This window comes from Alishewanella sp. WH16-1, assembly GCF_001441695.1.
GTDB classification, from domain to species: Bacteria; Pseudomonadota; Gammaproteobacteria; order Enterobacterales; family Alteromonadaceae; genus Alishewanella; species Alishewanella agri.
On the sequence record NZ_LCWL01000125.1, the window covers coordinates 1 to 20,727 of the forward strand.

Genomic DNA, 20,727 nt, shown 5'->3' on the forward strand with positions numbered 1-20,727 from the left:
TCGTTCGCAGAAAAATGCAGCGAAAAGCGCTTTTTTAGAACATTTACTGCATAATAACGCAGCACTGGAGGAAATGATGACAATAAGAGCTTATAAAGGTGTATTGCCGACCCTGGCAGAAGGCGTTTATGTGGATGAGTCAAGCGTACTGGTTGGCGATATCGTGTTGGCTAAAGATGTCAGTATCTGGCCATTAGTTGTTGCGCGGGGGGATGTTAACTATATCCGGATTGGCGCCCGCACTAATGTGCAGGACGGTTCAGTATTACATTTATCCAGGCCGAGCAACGGCAAGCCGGAAGGTTCGCCGCTTATTATTGGTGAAGATGTTACCGTAGGCCATAAGGTGATGCTGCATGGATGTACCCTGGGTAACCGCATTTTGATTGGTATGGGTGCTATCGTGATGGATGACGTTATTGTCGAAGATGATGTCATTATCGGTGCCGGTAGTTTAGTACCACCAGGTAAAAGACTACAAAGTGGTTATCTGTATGTTGGCAGCCCGGTAAAACAGGCACGTCCGCTTAATGATAATGAGAAAGCATTTTTAAAAGAATCTGCCAGCAATTATGTGCAACTAAAAAACGAGTACCTGGCTGGCTAGCTCATACCGAGATTAATCGTTGCCGGTTAGCCAGATCTCACCGGCACTACTAAATGTATCTGCAGCAATCGCGGCCTCTGCTAAATCTTCCCAACAAAAGCTATCGGCCTGCACTTGCTGCAAAAAATCCGCGGCGCTCAGTGTCGAAGGTATCGGAATAAAGCAGCGGACTTTTAGTCCCGCCACCAGGCAACTAAAGCTAATAGCCGCTGCGTTGCCGGCAATCGAAAAGTCATTGTTGAAAATTAACTGTTGATTCATCGCCCGAGTTCCGCGCTTAACGCCTGCAGTACCGGCGTCACCTCCGGTAGCTTGCCACGCCAGATCCGAAACGCTTCCGCTGCTTGCCCGACCAACATACCCAGACCATCAGCAATCTTTGGTACGCCCTGCTGCTGACACCAAACTAAGAACGGGGTCGGCGTCTTACCGTACAACATATCATAAGCCAACTCACAGCTGGCCAGGTGCTGCGCAGCTAACTCAGGACGTGCACCGGTTAACCCAGATGAGGTAGCATTAATGATCAGTTGATACGCAAGGTCTGGGATCGCCGTTAAGGCACAAGCTATGACCTTTCCCGGGAAGCTCGCTGCGATAGCCTGCGCTTTTTCGACTGTACGATTGGCGAGGATCACCTCACTGACACCAGCCGCCAATAGCGGACCTATTACACCACGACTGGCACCACCGGCGCCCAGTAACAGCACCCGCTTTGCCTTTAGCGTTATGCCAAGCCGCTGCAGATCCGTCACCAGGCCAATACCATCGGTATTATCGCCCCATAGTTGGCCGCTTGAGTCAAAGTATAGGGTATTGACGGCACCGGCTGCGCTGGCTCTTGCGGTTAACTGTTCAGCCAGCTGAAATGCTTGTTCTTTAAAAGGCACGGTAACATTGCCGCCCTTTCCGCCAGCTGCCACAAAAGCGCGCCAGTGTTCGGCAAAGTCGTCGACTGGTGCTAGAATGGCCTCGTATTGCATCGACTCTGCCGTTTGCTGTGCGAACAGGCGGTGGATAAAGGGTGATTTTGAATGCCCTATCGGATTTCCAAACACAGCGTAACGGTCCACTTTATTTATGCCTTTTAAAAAGTTAGTCCAAATGTTCAGTAAAAAAACCAGCAATCAGGATAATACGGCACATCCGACACCCGGGCAAACCCCTTACCAGCTAATGGGAGGGGAAACGGCAGTGCGGGCGCTGGCAGATCGCTTTTACGATATTATGGCAACCGCACCGGAAGCCAAAGAGTTGTACGCCATCCATCCGCTGCCGCTGGATGGTATCCGGCAAAAATTTTTTGAATTCTTATCCGGCTGGCTTGGCGGCCCTGCCCTGTTTGAGCAGAAATATGGCCATCCGCGGCTACGTGCCCGCCACCTACCCTTTACTGTAAATCAGCAACTCAGAGATCAGTGGATGTTCTGTATGGAGCAAGCGTTAGATGAGGTGGTAGAAAACAAAATGCTGCGTGATGGCATTCGCCAGTCACTGGGGCAACTGGCGAGCCATATGATTAACTGTTAGTTGGTCAGAATTTGCAACCAATCCTGCGGTTTTAAATAGCGTTCGTAGAGTAATGCTTCCGGGCTGCCCGGTTCCGGCTGATAACCATATTGCCAACGCACCAGCGGCGGCATCGACATTAAAATCGACTCGGTACGGCCACCACTTTGTAAGCCAAACAGGGTGCCACGGTCATATACCAGATTAAATTCGACATAACGGCCGCGCCGGTAAAGCTGGAACTGCCGCTCGCGCTCGCCATAGGGGATGTCTTTGCGCTTAGCCACTATAGGTAAGTAAGCCTGGCAGAACGCCTCGCCGACCGCTCGCATTAAGGTAAAGCTTTGCTCAAAACCCGGCGCATTTAAATCATCAAAAAACAAGCCACCGACACCACGGGTTTCGCCGCGGTGTTTGAGATAGAAATAGTTATCACACCATTTCTTGTAGTCTGGGTAGTAATTAGTGCCAAAGGGATCCACGGCCTGTTTCGCCGTTTGATGCCAATGAATCACATCTTCTTCAAATGGATAATAGGGCGTCAGGTCAAAGCCTCCGCCGAACCACCACACTGGCTCAGCGCCTTCCTTTTCGGCAATAAAAAACCTGACATTGGCATGCGTGGTTGGCAGATAAGGGTTATGCGGGTGGATCACCAAGGATACGCCGCAGGCATTGAAATTACGCCCGGCCAGCTCCGGTCGGTGCGCTGTGGCCGAGGCGGGCATCTGCGCGCCAAAAACGTGCGAGTAATTCACCCCTGCCTGCTCAAAGACCTTGCCTCCGGTGAGGACACGGCTGCGACCACCGCCCCCCTCTGCCCGCTGCCAGGCATCTTCTACAAAGGCCGCGCCACCGTCAGCCTGCTGTAATTGTTGGCAAATCTGATCCTGCAGCGCCATTAAGAATGCCTGCACCTGCGCTAACTGGGGTTGATAGGGTTGCATCAATACTCCTGACTGTCTAAGTCAGCGGGCTGTCTGGCAGCGCTGCTGTACTAAAAATTTTCTTCAGTTGCCGATGACGGGTATAATACCGCTTTACGGCCCGATGTTCATTACGTACAGAGAAGGAAACCACTATGCAGGTTGGTATTATCATGGGTTCAACGTCTGATTGGCCTACCATGAAACTCGCAGCAGATATGCTGGACCGGTTTGGTATTGCCTATGAAACCCGGGTGGTTTCCGCACACCGTACACCACAACTGCTGGCCGAGTATGCCAGCTCAGCCGCCAGCCGCGGTTTAAAAGTGATTATTGCCGGTGCCGGCGGCGCGGCACATCTGCCGGGTATGGCCGCTGCTTTTACCAGCCTGCCGGTACTGGGTGTGCCGGTGCAATCGAAAGCCTTAAAAGGCATTGATTCGCTGCTATCAATAGTCCAGATGCCCAAAGGTGTTGCAGTCGGCACCCTGGCCATCGGCGAAGCCGGTGCTGCCAATGCTGGCTTGCTAGCGGCGCAAATTCTTGCCACCTCAGACGCGGCCTTAATGCAGCAAATTGATGCCTTCCGCGCCGCCCAAACCGAAAGCGTATTAAGCCAACCGGATCCAGCACAGGTTGCCCTATGAAAGTATTAGTTTTAGGCGCCGGGCAGCTGGCCCGGATGATGGCGCTGGCCGGTGCGCCGCTGAATATCAGCATCAGTGCTTATGATGTGAACAGCGACAATATCGTGCATCCATTGACCCAGCAATTACTGGGTAATGGTTTGGCACAAGCGCTGGCCGACGCCGATGTCGTGACGGCTGAATTTGAGCACATTCCACTGCCGGTGTTAGCACAATGCCAGCAAAGCGGTAAGTTTTTACCCGGTGCGCAGGCCATTCAGGTTGGCGGCGATCGCCGGCTGGAAAAAAGCCTGTTACAAACCGCGGGTGTCGCAACCAGTGCCTTTACTGTGATCAATAACGAAACGGACTTTAACGCCGCTATCGCGCAATTGGGTTTGCCACTGGTATTTAAAAGTGCGCTGGCCGGCTACGATGGCAAGGGACAATGGCGGTTAAAAGACGCGGCAGCCGCGCCGGCATTATGGCAAGAATTGGCGGCGTTCTTAGCAGCGGATCCGCAGCAGGCCATAGTTGCCGAGCAGTTTATTCGTTTTGACCGTGAAGTCTCACTGGTCGGTGCCCGGAACCGCCATGGCGAGATCAAGGTTTATCCGCTGACAGAGAACCACCATGTTAATGGCGTACTCAGTGTGTCGCTGGCTCGCCCGCTAGACACCGCACTACAACAGCAAGCGGAGCAAATGTTTACCGCCGTCGCCGAGCAACTGAACTATGTTGGGGTGTTGGCTATCGAGTTCTTCGATGTACAGGGTAAGCTGCTGGTCAATGAACTGGCACCGCGGGTGCATAACTCCGGCCACTGGACACAGCAAGGCGCTGACTGTTGCCAGTTCGCGAATCATTTACGGGCCGCGTGTGGTTTGCCATTGGGCAGTACGGCTTTGATCCGGCCTACGCTGATGGTTAATATCCTTGGTGAAGACCAGGTCCCGAACAGTATCCTCGAACTACCGGCGCTGGGCTTACACTGGTACGGTAAAACCAAGCGCGCCGGGCGTAAAATGGGACATATTAATTTATCTGCCAACAGCACCGCAGAGTTAAAGGCCCGCTTCGCCCAGCTGATTGACCTGCTACCCGCCGCCACCTTCCCCGAACTGGAACAGATGCTACAGCAGCTATAGCCGAGAGCACCAGATGGTGCTCTAGTTAGCCTTTGCCGGCTGCTTTTTCTGACAAGCTTTAGCGGCACAATACAGGCCGCTTTTCTTTTGCAGTAACAGTGGAAACTGACAGAACTGACAAGTTCCAAGCTGCGGCGCATCATTGACCAGAAAGCGGCAATCCGGATAACGGTTACAGCCCCAAAAGGTTTTACCAAACTTGCTCAGCCGCTCTGTTAACTGACCTTGCTGGCACTGCGGACAAGCAATGCTGCTACTGGCTGACGCTTCTTCGTGTACCACAAAATGGCAATCCGGGTAACGGGTACAACCGATAAACATGCCATAACGGCCGTGCTTCACCGCCAGCGGCGCGGCACATTCCGGGCAGGGTTCATCCTGCAGGATCTTGACCACCGTATTATCATGCTGATGTAATGGCTTCAGATAGTCGCAGGCCGGATAACTGCTACAGCCCAGAAAAGGGCCGCTTTTACCGGAGCGAATAACTAAAGGCTGCCCGCATTGCGGGCAGGGTTCGGCGTGCTGTGGTAACTGAAACAGCGGGTTATGATCAGACATCCGTCTATATGATCTCTAGATAAGCGTAAAGTGGTGCCTTAGCTTAATGCAGCGGGCCGTCCACTTCGTCAAAGATTAAATCTTCCATCTGGGCGTAGGCAGTTTCTTTACCTGGTACATTGAACAGCACCATCAGCACTACCCACTTTAAATCTTCCAGACTGATACTGGCAGCATCCAAATCCATGACCCGATCGATCACCATTTCCCGGGTGGTCGCATCCAGCACATTGATTTGCTCCAGAAACATCAGGAAACCCTGACCGGCAGTATCGATTTTCCGATATTCTTCTACCGTATAAATCCGGGTAGCAGTACTGACCGCCTTGGTCAGATAGGGCTTGATATGATTTTCCTGCAACGCTGACAGGCGGTCCAGCCACTTCAGCGCACGGAAAATATCATCATCGTGAAAACCGGCTTTACTGAGCTCTTTGGTCAGATCCGCATGGTTCACATAAACATCGGCTTCGTTGTGGATGTAATTTTCGAACAGATAAACGAGGATATCAAACATCTTCAGGCACTCCTCACTCTTATGTAACCACCGGGGACTACTGCTACCCTGCCTGCAAGTTCTAGTTGCAGCAAGGCAATGGATACGTCTGTTACTGACATGCCGGAGCGTTCTGCCAACTGATCAGTGGCAATAGGCTCATCTCCTACGTTAGCTAACAACTGCTGTTCAGACAAGCTGATTTCAGGATTTTTTTCCGTTTTGGCTAAACCGTTATCGGCAAACAGCGCCCGCTCTTCCAGGATATCGGCCACGGAGGTGACAAGTTTAGCACCCTGTTGGATCAGATAATGGCAACCAGCGGCCTGAGTATTAAACAAGGCGCCAGGCACGGCAAAGACTTCGCGGTTGTACTGTACCGCCAGATGGGCACTGATTAAGGAACCGCTGCGCAGCGCCGCCTCCACCACCAGGGTACCAGTACTTAGCCCGACGACAATGCGGTTACGCTGCGGAAAAAACTCTGCCCGGGCGCGTACATCCGGAAAATACTCACTGACTAAGGCTCCGTGCTGCACTATTCTGCCGGCCAGCGCCCGATTGCCTACCGGATAGATTTGCCGCAGGCCATGACCCAGTACCGCTATAGTCTTGCCACCCGCCTCCAGTGCCCCCAGATGACTCTCACTATCAATTCCCTGTGCCATGCCGCTGGTAATCACCATCCCCTGCGTACTGAGTTCAGCCGCAAACTGGCGGGCAATTTGCCGGCCACCCGGTGTCGGTGAGCGACTGCCGACCATCGCAATTTGTGCCTGTTGTAACAGCTCAGCATCGCCCTTCACAAAGAGCACAGCCGGTGGATGCGGCGTTTCTTTTAACAGCAGAGGATAACGGGGATCATCGAAGCTAAGTAAGTGATGCTGTGGGCTTTCAGCTTGCCACTGCAGCGCTTGTTCGACCCAGGGTTGGCTTTGATAACAAAGCAACTGGGCTTGTTTCGCTGTTAAGCCCAGTTGTTGCAGGGTGCTTGCAGGTAATCTGGTTAAGGCTGCAAGGTCGATATGTTGGGTTAGCTCACGAAGGCGATGACCATCAAGACCATGTACACTCGCTACCGCAAGCCAGTGTTGCAACGAATCCATCGCATGCTGGCTCCCTGGTTAGAACTACTACAAATTACTGACGATATCTCCGACCCGAATCGGCCGCTCGGTTTGGGTTACGATGGCAAAACTGACTTTTTCTGCCACTTTAAAGACCATTAACTCTCCAACTTTCTCCTGCGGCATGTCTAACACTCTACCGCCAAAGTCACGCATCACTTTCTGTAATTTACTGGCATCCTCGAGATAGACCGGTTTCGTACCACTGTCGACCACTGACGGAGACTGGCGGTAAATACCTAACATATGGCCGGCACGCAGTTGCTCTTGCCCCTGATTAAGTACCACGACGTCCATTCGGGCAAACTCACGTAAATCTGACGTACTAGCAATGATGCGACCAACGATATCTGTTTCGGGTTTTGTCATAATAAACTGCGCAGGCAGCATTTGTTGCTCGTAAGCCGGGATGATTTTATCGCCCTGACGAATTTCACGCACCACCGACAGCACGTCCAAAGACGCCGGGATCATTTGTTGGGTTTCGCTGCCCGCCGAACCCGCTCTCACCGCGCGCGCGGTCGCGATTAAGCGAGTTTCAAAGCCTAATATTTCGCCACTGTCCGGATCGACATAGCTGCGGCCCGGACGGTATACCGCATAAGCGGCTCCTTCAATAAGCTGGCTATTAACGTAGAGCCGGCTGGTATCGTTGGCGCTCTTCGCTACGGTATCACTGCCCAGGATATAGGGTAAGGCATCAATCTGCTGCTCAGATAGCGCCTGGTCGTAAGTTAAGAAGGGCCGGATAATGCCCAATGGTAAAGTTGCAATCGCATCGGGATTTTTATGGATAGTGCGACCTTGTGGCGTAAGGCGCATTGCCTTTTTACTACTTAGTGCTAAACGCGGGCGACCCTGGCTATCAAAGGTTAGGGTTAATACATCGCCCGGATAGATCAGATGCGGATTGTCGACCTGCGGGTTCATTTGCCATAATTCCGGCCAACGCCAGGGCTGATCAAGATAGATCCCGGAAATATCCCACAGCGTATCACCCTGTTTCACGGTGTAAGTTGCCGGCGCATCGGGGCGCACCTGCAACACATCCGCTGTTACCGCTGCAGAAAACCAGCATAACAAGGCCGCCAGTGTCAGTGTTATTTTTTTCAGCATGCCCGCATCCTTAACTTTATACTGTTTTTATTAATTACACGCTAAGCTGTTATTAAAGCGCAATAATGGCTAAAATTAAAACATACCACAGCGAACTAATTAAAGCATATTTTGTAGGTGTTATGGCAGTTTTAAAAGTATTACATTTTCCGGATGAGCGTTTACGCACCATTGCTAAGCCAGTGGCAGAGGTTAACGCTGAAATTCGTCAGCTGGTCAAAGACATGCTGGAAACCATGTACGATGAAAACGGTATCGGTTTAGCCGCTACGCAAGTTAATGTGCATCTGCGTGTTGTCGTCATTGATTTGTCAGAAGATCGCAATCAGCCGCAGGTCTTTATTAACCCGGAAATCATCGCCCATGATGGCGAGACCAGCTATGAGGAAGGCTGTTTGTCGGTGCCGCAAAACTATGCTTCGGTATCACGGGCGAAAAACGTTACAGTCAAAGCTCAGGATATCGACGGTAACTGGTTTGAGTTACAAGCCGACGGCTTATTGGCGATCTGTTTACAGCACGAACTGGATCATTTAATCGGTAAGCTGTTTATCGATTATCTGTCACCGTTAAAACGGGATCGGATCCGCAAGAAACTGGAAAAAGAAGCCAAACTGGCTGAGCGCCACGCGCTGTAAACAGGACTCAAAGTGACCACGCCTTTACGTATTATTTTTGCCGGTACGCCGGATTTCGCCGCCTGTCATTTACAGGCGTTACTCGCTAGCTCACATCATATCGTTGCTGTTTATACTCAACCGGACCGGCCAGCCGGCCGCGGCCAAAAGCTGCAGCCCAGCCCGGTCAAACAACTGGCGTTACAACATCAAATCCCGGTTTATCAGCCAAAATCGTTAAAAAAAGCCGCCGCCCAACAAGAGTTGGCAGCACTGAATGCGGATTTAATGATTGTTGTCGCCTACGGCCTGATTCTGCCCAAGATCGTGCTGGATACACCTAAGCTGGGCTGTATTAATGTCCACGGCTCGCTATTACCACGCTGGCGTGGTGCAGCGCCAATCCAACGCGCACTTTGGGCTGGCGACAGTGAAACCGGTATCACCATTATGCAGATGGATGAAGGTTTAGATACCGGCGCTATGCTCAGTAAAGTCCGCTGTCCTATTTTAGCCACTGACACCAGTGCCAGCCTGTATCAGACGTTAGCCGAGTTGGGGCCACAGGCGCTACTGTCCGCAATAGCCGATCTGCCTGCACTGCAGCAACAGGCCGAAGCGCAGGACGAAAAACTGGCGAACTATGCTGAAAAGCTCAGTAAAGATGAAGCCAAGCTCAACTTTAATAAAGATGCCGCCGCACTTGAGCGGGAAATTCGCGCTTTTAATCCCTGGCCAGTCAGCTATCTCGAATTACCGCAAGGCATGGTCAAAGTTTGGCAGGCCCAAGTTAACCAGAGCTTATCTGGTGCAGCAGGAACTATTCTGAGAACGGATAAAACAGGGATCTATATCGCCTGTCAGCATCAGGTGCTACAAATCACCCAACTCCAGCCTCCGGGTAAAAAGCCAATGAGCGCGGCAGATTTTCTGAATGGCCGGGCTGATTGGCTGGCCGTAGGTCAGCAATTATGAGTGCCCAGTTACGCGCCCTGGCAGCAGAGATCTGTTATCAGGTGATTGATCAGGGTAAGTCGTTATCCGAGGCACTGCCGAAAGGCCAGCAAAAACTGCCGTTTGCACCGGATAAAGCGCTGTTGCAGGAAATCTGTTTTGGCGTGATGCGCCAGCTGCCGCAATTAGAAACGGTGTGTCAGCAGCTGATGGATAAACCGCTGATTAAACAGCTGCGACCACTGCAATTTCTGATTTATGTAGGCATCTATCAGCTGAAGTTTTTACGGATTCCGGATCATGCCGCTATCAGTGAAACGGTGGAAGCAGCACGGCTGTTAAAAGGTCAGAATCTGACTAAACTGATTAATGCGGTGCTGCGCAATGTGCAGCGCAAGCCAGAACTATTTGATTTTTGTCAGGCCAGCAGTGCGGTGCAGTTTAATCATCCGGGCTGGCTGATTAACGAACTGCAACAGGCTTATCCTGAACAATGGCAGACGATCTTCACCGCAAACCAGCAAAAAGCACCGCTGTGGCTTAGAGTTAACCAGCAGCAAATCAGTCCCGATGCGTATCTGAAAGCCTTAGATGAGGCAGGTATTGCTGCCAGCCAGCCTTTTGCTTATTTGCCGGTTGCCATTAAGCTGGAACAAGCCTGCGATATCACTACCTTGCCTGGTTATGCTGAGGGTTGGTTTTCAGTGCAGGATGCCGCAGCGCAACATGCTGCCTTCTTCCTGGCACCGCAAGCGAGCGAGCGGGTATTGGATGCTTGCAGTGCCCCCGGGGGCAAAACCTGCCATTTACTGGAGCTGGCGCCGGCACTTCAGTTAACCGCGTTAGATCGTGACGCAACCCGTTTACAACGGGTTACTGAAAACTTGGAGCGCTTAAAGCTGAGTGCGCGCGTTGTTGCCGCTGATGTGCTGGATACCGCCAGTTGGTGGCAAGGCGAATTATTCGATCGGATTTTATTGGATGTGCCCTGCTCCGCAACCGGGGTGATCCGTCGCCATCCGGATATTCGTTGGTTACGAAAAAAAACCGATATCGCGCCGCTAACGGTGTTACAGCAGCAGATCCTGCAATGCGCCTGGCAGTTACTGAAACCTGGTGGCACCTTACTGTATGCAACCTGTAGCGTATTACCGGCGGAAAATAGCGAGCAATTACAACAGTTCCTGGCGCAGCAAAGTGATGCCAGCTTGCTATCTTTACCGGAACTGGGCGTCAATAGCTGGCAGATTTTACCCGGCGAGCAGGATATGGACGGTTTTTTCTATGCCTTGCTACATAAAGCAGCCTAACAGAGTACCAGCATGAAAATTATCATTCTCGGCGCCGGACAAGTGGGTGCAACCCTGGCAGAAAACCTGGTGGGTGAGCAGAACGACATTACTATTGTCGATACCAACCTGGATAAATTGCGAGCCCTGCAGGATCGCTTCGACTTACAGGTAGTTTACGGCCACGGCTCACATCCGGATATTTTACGTAAAGCCGGCGCTGAAGATGCGGATATGGTGGTTGCAGTAACCAGCAGCGATGAAGTGAATATCGTCGCTTGTCAGGTTGCCTACAGTATCTTTAATACCCCTCTGAAAATCGCCCGCATCCGTACCAACCAGTATCTAAAATACCGCGATCAGCTATTTCATAAAGATGATATGCCAGTCGACCACTTTATTGCACCGGAAGCGCTGGTGACCAACTATATCCGGCGTTTGATCGACTACCCAGGCGCGCTGCAAGTGGTGGAATTTGCTGAAGGTAAAGTCAGCCTGGTCGCCGTAAAAGCCTATTATGGCGGCCTGTTAGTGGGTCATGCGTTATCTACCTTAAAGGAGCACATGCCACATATTGAAACCCGGGTTGCGGCTATTTATCGGCGCGGTACGGCGATTAAGCCGCTTGGCACCACTATTATCGAAGCCGACGACGAGGTATTTTTTGTTGCCGCGACCAAGCATATCCGCGCCGTGATGAGTGAGTTGCAAAAACTGGAGCGCAGCTATCGCCGGATTATGATTGCCGGTGGCGGTAACGTTGGCTATGGCCTGGCACGGGCACTGGAAAAAACCCATAGCGTCAAGTTAATTGAGCGCAGCAAAGAGCGCGCTGAATTTCTCTCCAGTGGACTGGATAATACGGTGGTTTATGTCGGTGATGTATCAGATCCGGAGCTACTGGAAGAGGAAAATATTGAGCAAATTGACGTTTTTATCGCAGTAACTAACGACGATGAAGCCAACATCATGTCGGCGATGTTGGCCAAACGGATGGGTGCGCAAAAAACCATGGTACTGATTAAACGTGGCGCTTATGTTGATTTATTGCAAGGCGGCGAGGTCGATATCGCCATCTCGCCGCAGCAAGCGACTATCTCAGCACTGTTAACCCATATCCGCCGCGGTGACATTGTTAATGTGTACTCACTACGCCGCGGCGCTGCAGAGGCTATAGAGGCGATTGCCCACGGTGACAGCAGTACCAGTAAAGTTGTTGGCAAAACCATAGGCGAAATCCGCTTACCGCCTGGTACCACCATCGGCGCCATCGTCAGAAGTGATGAGGTACTGATTGCGCATGACAGCACCCGCATCGAAACTGACGACCATATCATCTTGTTTATGGTCGATAAGAAACATATCGTTGAAGTGGAAAAGCTTTTCCAAGTCAGCGCGATTTTTATCTAATCTTTCCAGAACACCGGCGTAAAGAGTACCAGTAAAGTAAAGATCTCCAGTCGGCCAAACACCATGGCAATAATCAGGATCCACTTGCTGGCATCCGGAATATTGCCAAAATGGGCGGCCACTTCGCCCAGGCCCGGTCCCAGGTTATTCAGGCAAGCCGCGGTTGCTGAAAAAGCAGTAATATTATCCAGGCCGGTAAAAATCAGCGCTAGCATAATCACGACAAACACCAGCGCATAGGCGGCAAAAAAGCCCCAAACCGCCTGCACAATGCGATCTTCAACCGGCCGCCGGCCAAGTTTAATGGCATACATCGCCCGTGGATGAATCAAGCGGTTAAGTTCTCGCACCCCTTGCTTAAATAGCAACAACACCCGTACCACCTTCATACCGCCCCCGGTAGAGCCGGCACAACCACCAATAAAGCTGGAGAAAATCAACAATATCGGCAAGAACAGCGGCCAGGCCGCGAAACTGTCAGTGGCAAAGCCAGCGGTGGTAGAAATAGAAACCGCTTGAAAGGCCGCATGATTTAGTGCTGTCAAACCATCCGGATACACGCTGGTATGCAACAGTACCAAAAAGCAGATCAAAATCAGCGCCGCCTGAATGCCAAGAAAGGTTTTAAACTCCGGATCACGAAAGTAGGTTGCCACACTCTTACCGCGGATAGCAGCAAAATGCAGCGGAAAGTTCACCGCACTGATCAGCAGAAACACAATGCAGATGGTATTAATCAAGCCACTATCAAAATGACCGATGCTGGCGTCGTAGGTTGAGAAGCCGCCAATAGCCACCGTCGAAAACGCGTGACAAATCGCATCAAACCATGACATTCCGGCCAGATAAAACGCCAGTGCACAGGCCAGCGTTAGCGCCAGATAGATATACCACAGATGTTTGGCGGTATCGGCAATCCGTGGTGTCATCTTGTTATCTTTCACCGGACCCGGTGTTTCCGCCCGGTATAGTTGCATACCACCAACACCCAATAGCGGCAGAATAGCTACAGCTAAGACGATAATACCCATACCGCCCAGCCATTGCAGCTGCTGCCGGTAATACAAAATTGCTTTAGGGAGTAACTCAATGCCGGTGAGTACGGTAGCGCCGGTTGTGGTCAGGCCGGAAAACGCCTCAAACATCGCTGAGGCCAAATTCATATTGGGCCTTTCTGCCAACACCAGCGGAATAGCCCCGACTGCTCCCAATACAATCCAGAACAACACCACAATTAAAAAGCCATCACGGACTTTTAATTCAGCCCGATACTGGCGGTTGGGGTACCAAATCAGGAAACCACTTAACAAACATAACAGAAAAGACAGAATAAAAGGCACGCCAGCGCCATCCTGGTACCAATATGCCACCAAGGCCGGCGGCACCATAGTGATGCTGAAGATGGCAATCAGCATCCCCAGGATCCGGATTATCGAACGATATTGCATAGCGTCCTTAATGCGCCCTTGCCGCTGCTTATGGCAGTTGCAGCTCGCGGGTCATATTTTCATTACGTTCGCGATGGACAATGATATTGTCCTCAATCCGGATACCGCCATAACTACGGAACTGATCGATTTTTTGCCAGTTTAGCTGCTTGGCTGCTGGCATTGCCTGCAAATCAGCTAATAAAGACTCGATAAAATACAGCCCAGGCTCAATGGTAAATACCATTCCCGGCTCAATCAGTCGGGTACAGCGTAAAAACGGATGCTCTGCCGGCGCCGCAACATGAGTGCCGCGCTCATCAGCCATAAAACCACCCACATCATGCACTTGCAAGCCAAGATGATGACCTACACCGTGTGGGAAAAAGGTACGGCTAACGCCGGTTTCAACCACGCTGTCTGCGCTACCGCGCACAAAGTCAAAGTCGACCAGCACCTGCGCCAGTAAACGATGGGTTAACAGTTGCAGTTCAGTATATTTAATACCCGGTTTAATAGTATCAACCACCTGCAAATGCACCCGGTTTACTGCCTTAATCAGCTCAGCAAATTCATCTTTCGGATTAAAACTATAAGTACGGGTAATGTCGGCGGCATAGCCATGGCAGGAGGCGCCAGCGTCGATTAAAAAGGATTTAGGCTGCTCAGGTTTTAACCGCTCTAACACCGTGTAGTGCAAAATAGCAGCATGCTCGTTAAGCGCAATGATATTGCCGTACGGCACTTCGTTTTCGCCCTGCCCAACGGCCGCCAGATAAGCCAGCTGAATCTCAAACTCACTGCCGCCGGCATAAAACGCAGCTGCCGCAGCACGATGGCCGGTTACCGCCAGCCGGTTAGCTTCACGCATACACGCCAGCTCGTACTCCGTTTTATAAGCACGGTGGTAATGCAGGTAGTTTAGTACCGGCTCCGGGTTAATTTCAGTAAAACCGAGTGCTCTGGCCACTTCCAGATACTCACCAACATAGGCCAATCTGGCTTTGTCATATGGAAGCAGATTCTCGACCATATTGGCTTTTTCCAGCAGTTGAATGTCAAAATGCTCAGCCCAAAAATCGGTTGGTACCGGCGGTACTTTATGCCAGAAATCTTTTGGCCGGTAGAAAATCAACTTGGGTTTATTGACACCATCAACTAACAACCAGCAATGCGGATTATCCACGACCGGCAACCAGGCTTTAAAATGCGGATTGACCTGAAACGGATAATCCATATCATCCAGAAACTTGCGTTTAGCCTGGCCAGAATGAATAACTAGTGCATCCAGATTTTCGCGAGCCAGCACATTACGGGTGCGCTGTTGTAATTCCTGCAGGTGCGCCTGATACAGTTGTGGGTAGTTCGGAGTCATAATTACCTTATGCATTGCTGTTAAGGGAAAGCCGATAATAACATTATTTGCCAGCACGCCCAATCTGCATGGCTAACAGCGGCTGAAACACATCTTTGGGTTCATTTAAGCGAATATTATAGATCTGATAATATGCCATCACCGCTTTAACGTACTCTCGGGTTTCCCGATACGGAATCGTCTCAACCCAGACATCCACTGGCAGGGCGCGGTCACGCGGGATCCACTGCCGCACTCTGCTGTAGCCAGCATTATAAGCCGCTGTCGCCATAATCAGGTTGCCATCATTACGGCGCATCAGATAGTTCAGATAATCGGTGCCAAAATCGATATTGGTGACCGGATTATACAACTGGCTCAGTGGGACTTTCTTTTTTGCAATGTAGTTTGCGGTATCGGGCATAATTTGCATCAAACCACGGGCACCCACCGGCGAATTGGCATCAGGCATAAAGGAACTTTCACGCCGGGCAATGGCCATCGCCCAACCCGAATCAACCTTGGCACTTTTGGCAAAACGCTGGATTTCCTCTTTAAACGCCAGTGGAAAGCGTAACTCGACATCGTCCCAGTAGCCAGCATCGGCCAGGGTAAAAATCGCCCGCTCATGCCACTCCAGCTGGCCTGCCAGTTTCGCCACGGCCAATTTTTGTGGCTCGGTCACAGCGCGTTGTAAAAAATTCCATTCGCGACGCGCCTCAGTCATCCTGCCCAGCGCCAACCACTCTTTGGCCCGCGCAACAGCAGGATGCTGCTGCACCAGAGTTAAATCCTCAGCAGAAACTGTTACCGGGTTATGCGCCAAACTCGGCGGCAAACCCAGTTTTGCTGCTGCCATAAAACCATAGAAATGCCGACGCTGTGCCAACTCGCGGAAAATCGGTTCGGCCGCAGCTTGTTGGCCTTGCTCTTCCAATGCTCTGGCTAACCAGTAACGCCAATTTATATCTGCGGCCAGCTCGACAGGAAAGCGCTCTATCACCTGCTGCACCCGCGGCCAATTCAGCTCGCGCAGCGCATGACCCACCTGCCATTGCGCCAGAGTATTATCCAATTGCTCCGGTGGTAATTGATCCATCCAGGCGCTGGCCCGTTCATCGCCCTTGTGCGCCAACGCGATTGCAAACTGGCGCTGCACGTCCAACCGCTGGGCAGCGGTAAAATAGGGATCGCTGGCATAACGTTGCCAGGTTTGCAGTGCCTGATCCGGTGCCCGCCATACCAAACGCTTTAAACCATAGGCCAAAATATCACGCTCAATCACATGCTTGCCGGGTAAAAACCGCGGTTTAGCAATGGCTGCCGGGTTCTGACGCACTTGTAACCATAAATCTGCTAAATACTGCTGCTGTGCCGGCAATAAGGTTTTTAAATAGCGGATTAAACCGGCATCACCGCCCTCGGCGGATAACTGCAGCCGCCGCAATACCGCTTCAGTGGTTAATTGACCGGCATTACGCCACTGACTAAATAAGGGATCGCAGGCTTTAGGTTGCGATTTGCCCACCATCCACAGCGATTCTGTTTGTTGCCATATTTCAGCTATCGTAGCAGGTCGCAACTTCAATTGTTGCTGTATCGCGATACAGTTTAGTTCCGGATCATTAGAACCTGGAAAGTGCTCTAAAAAGCGCGCTGCCTGCTGCCCTTTGGCTAAACTCATTAACCAGGGGCGACGTAATGGCCAGTCTAGTGGTGAGCCTTGATGTTGCTCCAGAAAACGGGCAATGTCATCGTGTTGAGATATGCGGCGCTGTAACCAGCGTTGTTTCAGATAGGGCTGCAGCGGATAATCCTGCAGCTCGGTCAGCCAGCGCTCGACCTGGGACGGCGATGCCGAACTGATCTGATGTTCTACCTGAATAAATAGCCGACGCTGCTGCTCTTGCTGGGCGGCACTGGAATCTGGCATTTCGGCTTGTAACGGGGCAGACATTGCGCCAAATGAGATAAAGAAGAACAGGTGTTTCACAAAACGACTCCGGCATAATTAGAAGAGACAATCACAGCGACAAGACTTGGACCGACTGACAGCAATCCAAGATTCAAACACCTGTTTAAATAACTGTTGATATTTTCATTAAAGCACGACACACTGGATAGGATAACCTCATCGTACCAGTTGCGAATAACCCTAAAGCAAAGGCGACCAAGGAGCATATTTATGATTTACCAAAGTAACAGCATCCAGGTGGAATATGTAAAACCTGGCATTGCTAAGTTTACGTTTAACGCCCAAGGTTCGGTCAACAAATTTGATCAGCAAACACTGGCTGATTGTAAGGCAGCGCTCGCGAAGCTGCACGCAGATCCGGCATTAAAAGGCATCCTCTTCGTTAGTGGCAAAGACAACTTTATTGTCGGCGCCGATATCACTGAGTTCTTACCTGTATTCGAGCGTCCGGAAGCCGAACTGGTTCCCTGGATTAAAACCGCTTCTGATGTGTTTGATTACTGTGAAGATTTACCTGTGCCTTCGGTGGTTGCGATTAAAGGTTTTGCACTGGGCGGTGGCTGTGAGTGGACCCTGGCCTGTGATTATCGGGTGGCGGATACCACAACCCGTATCGGTTTACCGGAAGTCAAACTGGGCTTGATGCCAGGTTTCGGCGGTACTGTGCGTTTACCACGCATTATCGGTGCCGATAATGCGATGGAGTGGATCACCACCGGCAAAGAGCGTGGCGCAGAGCAAGCACAGAAAGAAGGCTTAATTGATGCCGTTGTAGCACCGGAAAAACTGGAAGCGGCAGCTCTGAGCATGCTGGAAGATGCCATCGCCGGTAAGCTGAACTGGCAGAAAAAGCGTGCGGTGAAACTGCAACCGCTAAAACTGAACAAAACCGAAGCCACCATGAGCTTTAACACCGCCAAAGGTATGGTGTTCGCCACCGCCGGTAAACACTACCCGGCACCCATGGTCGCCGTGCAGACTATTGAAGCCGCTGCAACTTTAGGCCGTGACGCCGCCGTCGCACTGGAAAACAGCGGCTTTGCCAAACTGGCAAAAACCGATGCCGCAACGGCGCAAATTGGCCTGTTCCTGAATGATCAGGTGATTAAGGGTAAAGCCAAAAAAGCTGCAAAAGTTGCCACCAAGGCCGTGAAAAAGGCGGCAGTGCTGGGTGCCGGCATTATGGGCGGCGGCATTGCCTACCAGTCAGCGTTAAAGGGCGTACCGGTAGTGATGAAAGACATTGCCGATAAAGCGCTGGAATTGGGGATGGGCGAAGCCACCAAGCTGCTGGCCAAACAGGTGGAGCGTAACAAGCTGGATGCTGTCGGTATGGCGAAAGTGATCTCTGCTATTACACCGACATTAAGCAACGAGCAGGTCAAAGGCGTCGATATCGTGGTGGAAGCCGTGGTCGAAAACCCGAAAATCAAGGGCGCAGTATTAAAAGAGGTTGAAGCCTTGCTGGCCGATGATGCCATCCTGACGTCAAATACCTCAACCATCTCAATCAATCAGCTGGCAGCGAATCTGAGCCGGCCACACAATTTCTGTGGTATGCACTTCTTTAACCCGGTACCGAAGATGCCACTGGTAGAGGTGATCCGCGGTAAAGACACCAGTGAAGAAACCGTAGCCGCTGTCGTCGCTTACGCGGCGAAAATGGGCAAGTCACCGATCGTCGTTAACGATTGTCCGGGCTTCTTTGTCAACCGGGTACTGTTCCCCTATTTCGCTGGTTTTAGCAAACTGGTGTTAGACGGCGCCGACTTCGCTCAGGTTGATAAGGTGATGGAAAAGCAGTTTGGCTGGCCGATGGGCCCGGCGTATCTGCTGGACGTCGTCGGTTTAGATACCGCCTATCACTGCACGGACGTGATGGCAGCCGGCTTCCCAACCCGGATGGCCAAACTGGACAATGATCCAGTTGCTGCCATGTATCAGGCTAACCGTTACGGTCAGAAAAATGGCCTCGGTTTCTATGCTTACAGCAAAGATGCCAAAGGCAAGCCGAAAAAGGATATTGATGCCGCCAGCCTTAACTTACTGTCCGGTATTGCTGCCGCCAAACAGGACTTCAGTGCCGAGGACATTATTGCCCGCCTGATGGTACCCATGATTAATGAAACGATCCGCTGTCTGGAAGAAGGCATTGTTGCCAGTGCGGCCGAAGCGGATATGGGTCTGGTTTATGGCCTGGGCTTCCCTCCGTTCCGTGGTGGTCCACTGCGTTATGTCGATACCCTGGGTCTGGCTAACTTTGTCGCACTGGCGGACAAGTACGCCCACCTGGGCGAGATTTACCAGGTAACCGAACAAACCCGCGCCATGGCCGCTAATGGCCAGCGTTTCTTCCCGGTTTAAGCGCAGGAGCAGCAGAATATGAAAAACGCCGTTATTGTAGATTGTATCCGTACCCCGATGGGCCGCTCTAAGGGTGGCATGTACCGCAATGTTCGCGCTGAACAGCTGTCAGCCCATGTGATGGCCAGCCTGCTGGAGCGTAACCCGGCTTTAAACCCGGCAGATATTGATGATGTGATCTGGGGCTGTGTGCAGCAAACGCTGGAACAAGGCTTTAACATCGCCCGTAATGCCTCTTTACTGGCGGGTATCCCGCACTCAGTACCGGGTGTTACCGTAAACCGCCTCTGCGGCTCTTCAATGCAGGCATTGCATGATGCCGTGCGCGCCATCCAAACCGGCATGGGTGAGGTCTATCTGATTGGTGGCGTCGAGCATATGGGTCATGTGCCAATGAACCATGGCGTCGACTTCCACCCGGGCTTAGCCACTTCAGTGGCCAAGGCCGCCGGTATGATGGGCCTAACCGCCGAATTACTGGGTAAGCTGCATGGCATCAGCCGGCAGCAGCAGGATGAGTTTGGTGCCCGCTCGCATCGCCTGGCGCACGAAGCCACCCTGCAGGGCCGCTTTAAAAATGAAATTATTCCGACCGAAGGTCACGACGCCGATGGCGTACTGCGCCTGTTCGATTACGACGAAGTGATCCGCCCGGAAACCACAGTTGAAGCGCTAAGCCAGCTGCGGCCGGTATTTGACCCGGCTAACGGTACTGTGACCGCCGGCACCTCATCCGCCTTATCCGATGGTGCCTCAGGTATGCTGGTGATGAGCGAAGATAAAGCGAAGGCGCTCGGTTTACCGATCCGCGCTTATGTCCGTGGTATGGGTGTGGCCGGTTGTGATCCGTCTATTATGGGTTATGGCCCGGTGCCAGCCTCGAAGAAAGCGTTAAAGGCTGCCGGTATCAGCATTGCCGATATCGATTATGCCGAGCTGAACGAAGCCTTCGCGGCGCAAGCCTTGCCGGTTATGAAAGACCTGGGGCTGCTGGAAGTGGCTGAGCAGAAAGTGAACCTGAACGGTGGCGCCATTGCTTTAGGCCACCCACTGGGCTGCTCCGGCTCACGCATCAGCACCACACTGATTAATGTGATGGAAGCTAAGGGCGGTAAGTTTGGCCTGGCGACCATGTGTATCGGCTTGGGCCAGGGTATCGCTACGGTGTTTGAACGGCCTTAACCTAGCCGCAACAGCGCAGATAGCTTAAAATAGGGCCGT

20 protein-coding genes are annotated in these 20,727 nt (G+C 51.8%); 10 read left to right on the plus strand and 10 right to left on the minus strand.

The window, feature by feature from the left end:
• The first annotated feature begins 76 nt into the window (after positions 1-76).
• Positions 77-607, plus strand: a complete 531-nt coding sequence (locus AAY72_RS13425; RefSeq protein WP_057788254.1) for a gamma carbonic anhydrase family protein — start codon at positions 77-79, stop codon at positions 605-607.
• A gap of 12 nt (positions 608-619) precedes the next feature.
• Here AAY72_RS13425 and AAY72_RS13430 read toward each other — a convergent pair whose 3' ends face one another.
• Positions 620-868 carry a DUF1488 family protein gene (locus AAY72_RS13430; RefSeq protein WP_057788170.1) on the minus strand — a complete coding sequence of 83 codons (249 nt, stop codon included), beginning with the start codon at positions 866-868 and terminating at the stop codon, positions 620-622.
• Positions 865-1,680, minus strand: a complete 816-nt coding sequence (gene aroE, locus AAY72_RS13435; RefSeq protein WP_082628993.1) for a shikimate dehydrogenase — start codon at positions 1,678-1,680, stop codon at positions 865-867. The genes AAY72_RS13430 and aroE overlap by 4 nt, the downstream gene beginning before the upstream one ends.
• 31 nt (positions 1,681-1,711) lie before the next feature.
• On the opposite strand from aroE, the gene AAY72_RS13440 reads away from it, so the two are divergent.
• Positions 1,712-2,137, plus strand: coding sequence for a group II truncated hemoglobin (locus tag AAY72_RS13440; protein WP_057788256.1), 426 nt, complete (start codon positions 1,712-1,714; stop codon positions 2,135-2,137).
• Here AAY72_RS13440 and hemF read toward each other — a convergent pair.
• Positions 2,134-3,063, minus strand: coding sequence for an oxygen-dependent coproporphyrinogen oxidase (hemF, locus tag AAY72_RS13445; protein WP_057788174.1), 930 nt, complete (start codon positions 3,061-3,063; stop codon positions 2,134-2,136). The genes AAY72_RS13440 and hemF overlap by 4 nt on opposite strands.
• 134 nt (positions 3,064-3,197) lie before the next feature.
• On the opposite strand from hemF, the gene purE reads away from it, so the two are divergent.
• Positions 3,198-3,689 (plus strand): 5-(carboxyamino)imidazole ribonucleotide mutase, encoded by a 492-nt coding sequence (purE, locus tag AAY72_RS13450; RefSeq protein WP_008606148.1) that lies wholly within the window; start codon positions 3,198-3,200, stop codon positions 3,687-3,689.
• A complete protein-coding gene (locus tag AAY72_RS13455; RefSeq protein ID WP_057788176.1) occupies positions 3,686-4,816 on the plus strand; it encodes a 5-(carboxyamino)imidazole ribonucleotide synthase in 1,131 nt (376 codons plus the stop codon). Before purE ends, AAY72_RS13455 begins: the two co-directional genes overlap by 4 nt.
• A gap of 21 nt (positions 4,817-4,837) precedes the next feature.
• On the opposite strand, the gene AAY72_RS13460 is transcribed toward AAY72_RS13455, so the two are convergent.
• The 4 genes from AAY72_RS13460 to AAY72_RS13475 are packed head-to-tail and all read right to left on the minus strand — an operon-like array spanning position 4,838 to position 8,116.
• Positions 4,838-5,377: a type I DNA topoisomerase gene (locus AAY72_RS13460; protein ID WP_057788178.1), complete on the minus strand. Its 540-nt coding sequence runs from the start codon at positions 5,375-5,377 to the stop codon at positions 4,838-4,840.
• A 43-nt stretch (positions 5,378-5,420) separates the two neighbouring features.
• On the minus strand, positions 5,421-5,894 hold the full coding sequence (locus tag AAY72_RS13465; protein ID WP_057788180.1) for a DUF494 family protein: 474 nt from the start codon (positions 5,892-5,894) through the stop codon (positions 5,421-5,423).
• 2 nt (positions 5,895-5,896) lie between these two features.
• Positions 5,897-6,979, minus strand: coding sequence for a DNA-processing protein DprA (dprA, locus tag AAY72_RS13470; RefSeq protein WP_057788182.1), 1,083 nt, complete (start codon positions 6,977-6,979; stop codon positions 5,897-5,899).
• A 27-nt stretch (positions 6,980-7,006) separates the two neighbouring features.
• Complete coding sequence (locus AAY72_RS13475; RefSeq protein ID WP_008985056.1) at positions 7,007-8,116, minus strand: LysM peptidoglycan-binding domain-containing protein; 1,110 nt, start codon at positions 8,114-8,116, stop codon at positions 7,007-7,009.
• A 122-nt stretch (positions 8,117-8,238) separates the two neighbouring features.
• On the opposite strand from AAY72_RS13475, the gene def reads away from it, so the two are divergent.
• From def to trkA, 4 genes are read left to right on the plus strand one after another with little or no spacing between them, the layout of a single operon-like run.
• Positions 8,239-8,754, plus strand: coding sequence for a peptide deformylase (gene def, locus AAY72_RS13480; RefSeq protein WP_057788258.1), 516 nt, complete (start codon positions 8,239-8,241; stop codon positions 8,752-8,754).
• 12 nt (positions 8,755-8,766) lie between these two features.
• Positions 8,767-9,708, plus strand: coding sequence for a methionyl-tRNA formyltransferase (gene fmt / locus AAY72_RS13485; RefSeq protein ID WP_057788183.1), 942 nt, complete (start codon positions 8,767-8,769; stop codon positions 9,706-9,708).
• The gene (gene rsmB / locus AAY72_RS13490) at positions 9,705-10,997 is read left to right on the plus strand and encodes a 16S rRNA (cytosine(967)-C(5))-methyltransferase RsmB (protein ID WP_057788185.1); all 1,293 of its coding nucleotides are present in this window, start codon (positions 9,705-9,707) and stop codon (positions 10,995-10,997) included. Before fmt ends, rsmB begins: the two co-directional genes overlap by 4 nt.
• A 12-nt stretch (positions 10,998-11,009) precedes the next feature.
• The gene (gene trkA / locus AAY72_RS13495) at positions 11,010-12,386 is read left to right on the plus strand and encodes a Trk system potassium transporter TrkA (RefSeq protein ID WP_008985052.1); all 1,377 of its coding nucleotides are present in this window, start codon (positions 11,010-11,012) and stop codon (positions 12,384-12,386) included.
• Here the strand turns inward: trkA and AAY72_RS13500 are convergent.
• The 3 genes from AAY72_RS13500 to AAY72_RS13510 are packed head-to-tail and all read right to left on the minus strand — an operon-like array spanning position 12,383 to position 17,160.
• Positions 12,383-13,834, minus strand: coding sequence for a TrkH family potassium uptake protein (locus AAY72_RS13500; RefSeq protein ID WP_008985051.1), 1,452 nt, complete (start codon positions 13,832-13,834; stop codon positions 12,383-12,385). The genes trkA and AAY72_RS13500 overlap by 4 nt on opposite strands.
• Before the next feature lie 28 nt (positions 13,835-13,862).
• Entirely contained in the window at positions 13,863-15,188 is a 1,326-nt protein-coding gene (pepQ, locus tag AAY72_RS13505) for a Xaa-Pro dipeptidase (RefSeq protein ID WP_057788260.1), read from the minus strand.
• 43 nt (positions 15,189-15,231) lie between these two features.
• Positions 15,232-17,160, minus strand: coding sequence for a transglycosylase SLT domain-containing protein (locus tag AAY72_RS13510; RefSeq protein ID WP_156411336.1), 1,929 nt, complete (start codon positions 17,158-17,160; stop codon positions 15,232-15,234).
• A 192-nt stretch (positions 17,161-17,352) separates the two neighbouring features.
• On the opposite strand from AAY72_RS13510, the gene fadB reads away from it, so the two are divergent.
• Together fadB and fadA are read left to right on the plus strand one after the other, a co-directional pair.
• Positions 17,353-19,506 (plus strand): fatty acid oxidation complex subunit alpha FadB, encoded by a 2,154-nt coding sequence (fadB, locus tag AAY72_RS13515; RefSeq protein WP_057788187.1) that lies wholly within the window; start codon positions 17,353-17,355, stop codon positions 19,504-19,506.
• Between the two features lie 18 nt (positions 19,507-19,524).
• Entirely contained in the window at positions 19,525-20,688 is a 1,164-nt protein-coding gene (gene fadA / locus AAY72_RS13520) for an acetyl-CoA C-acyltransferase FadA (protein ID WP_008985047.1), read from the plus strand.
• Positions 20,689-20,727: the final 39 nt, after the last annotated feature.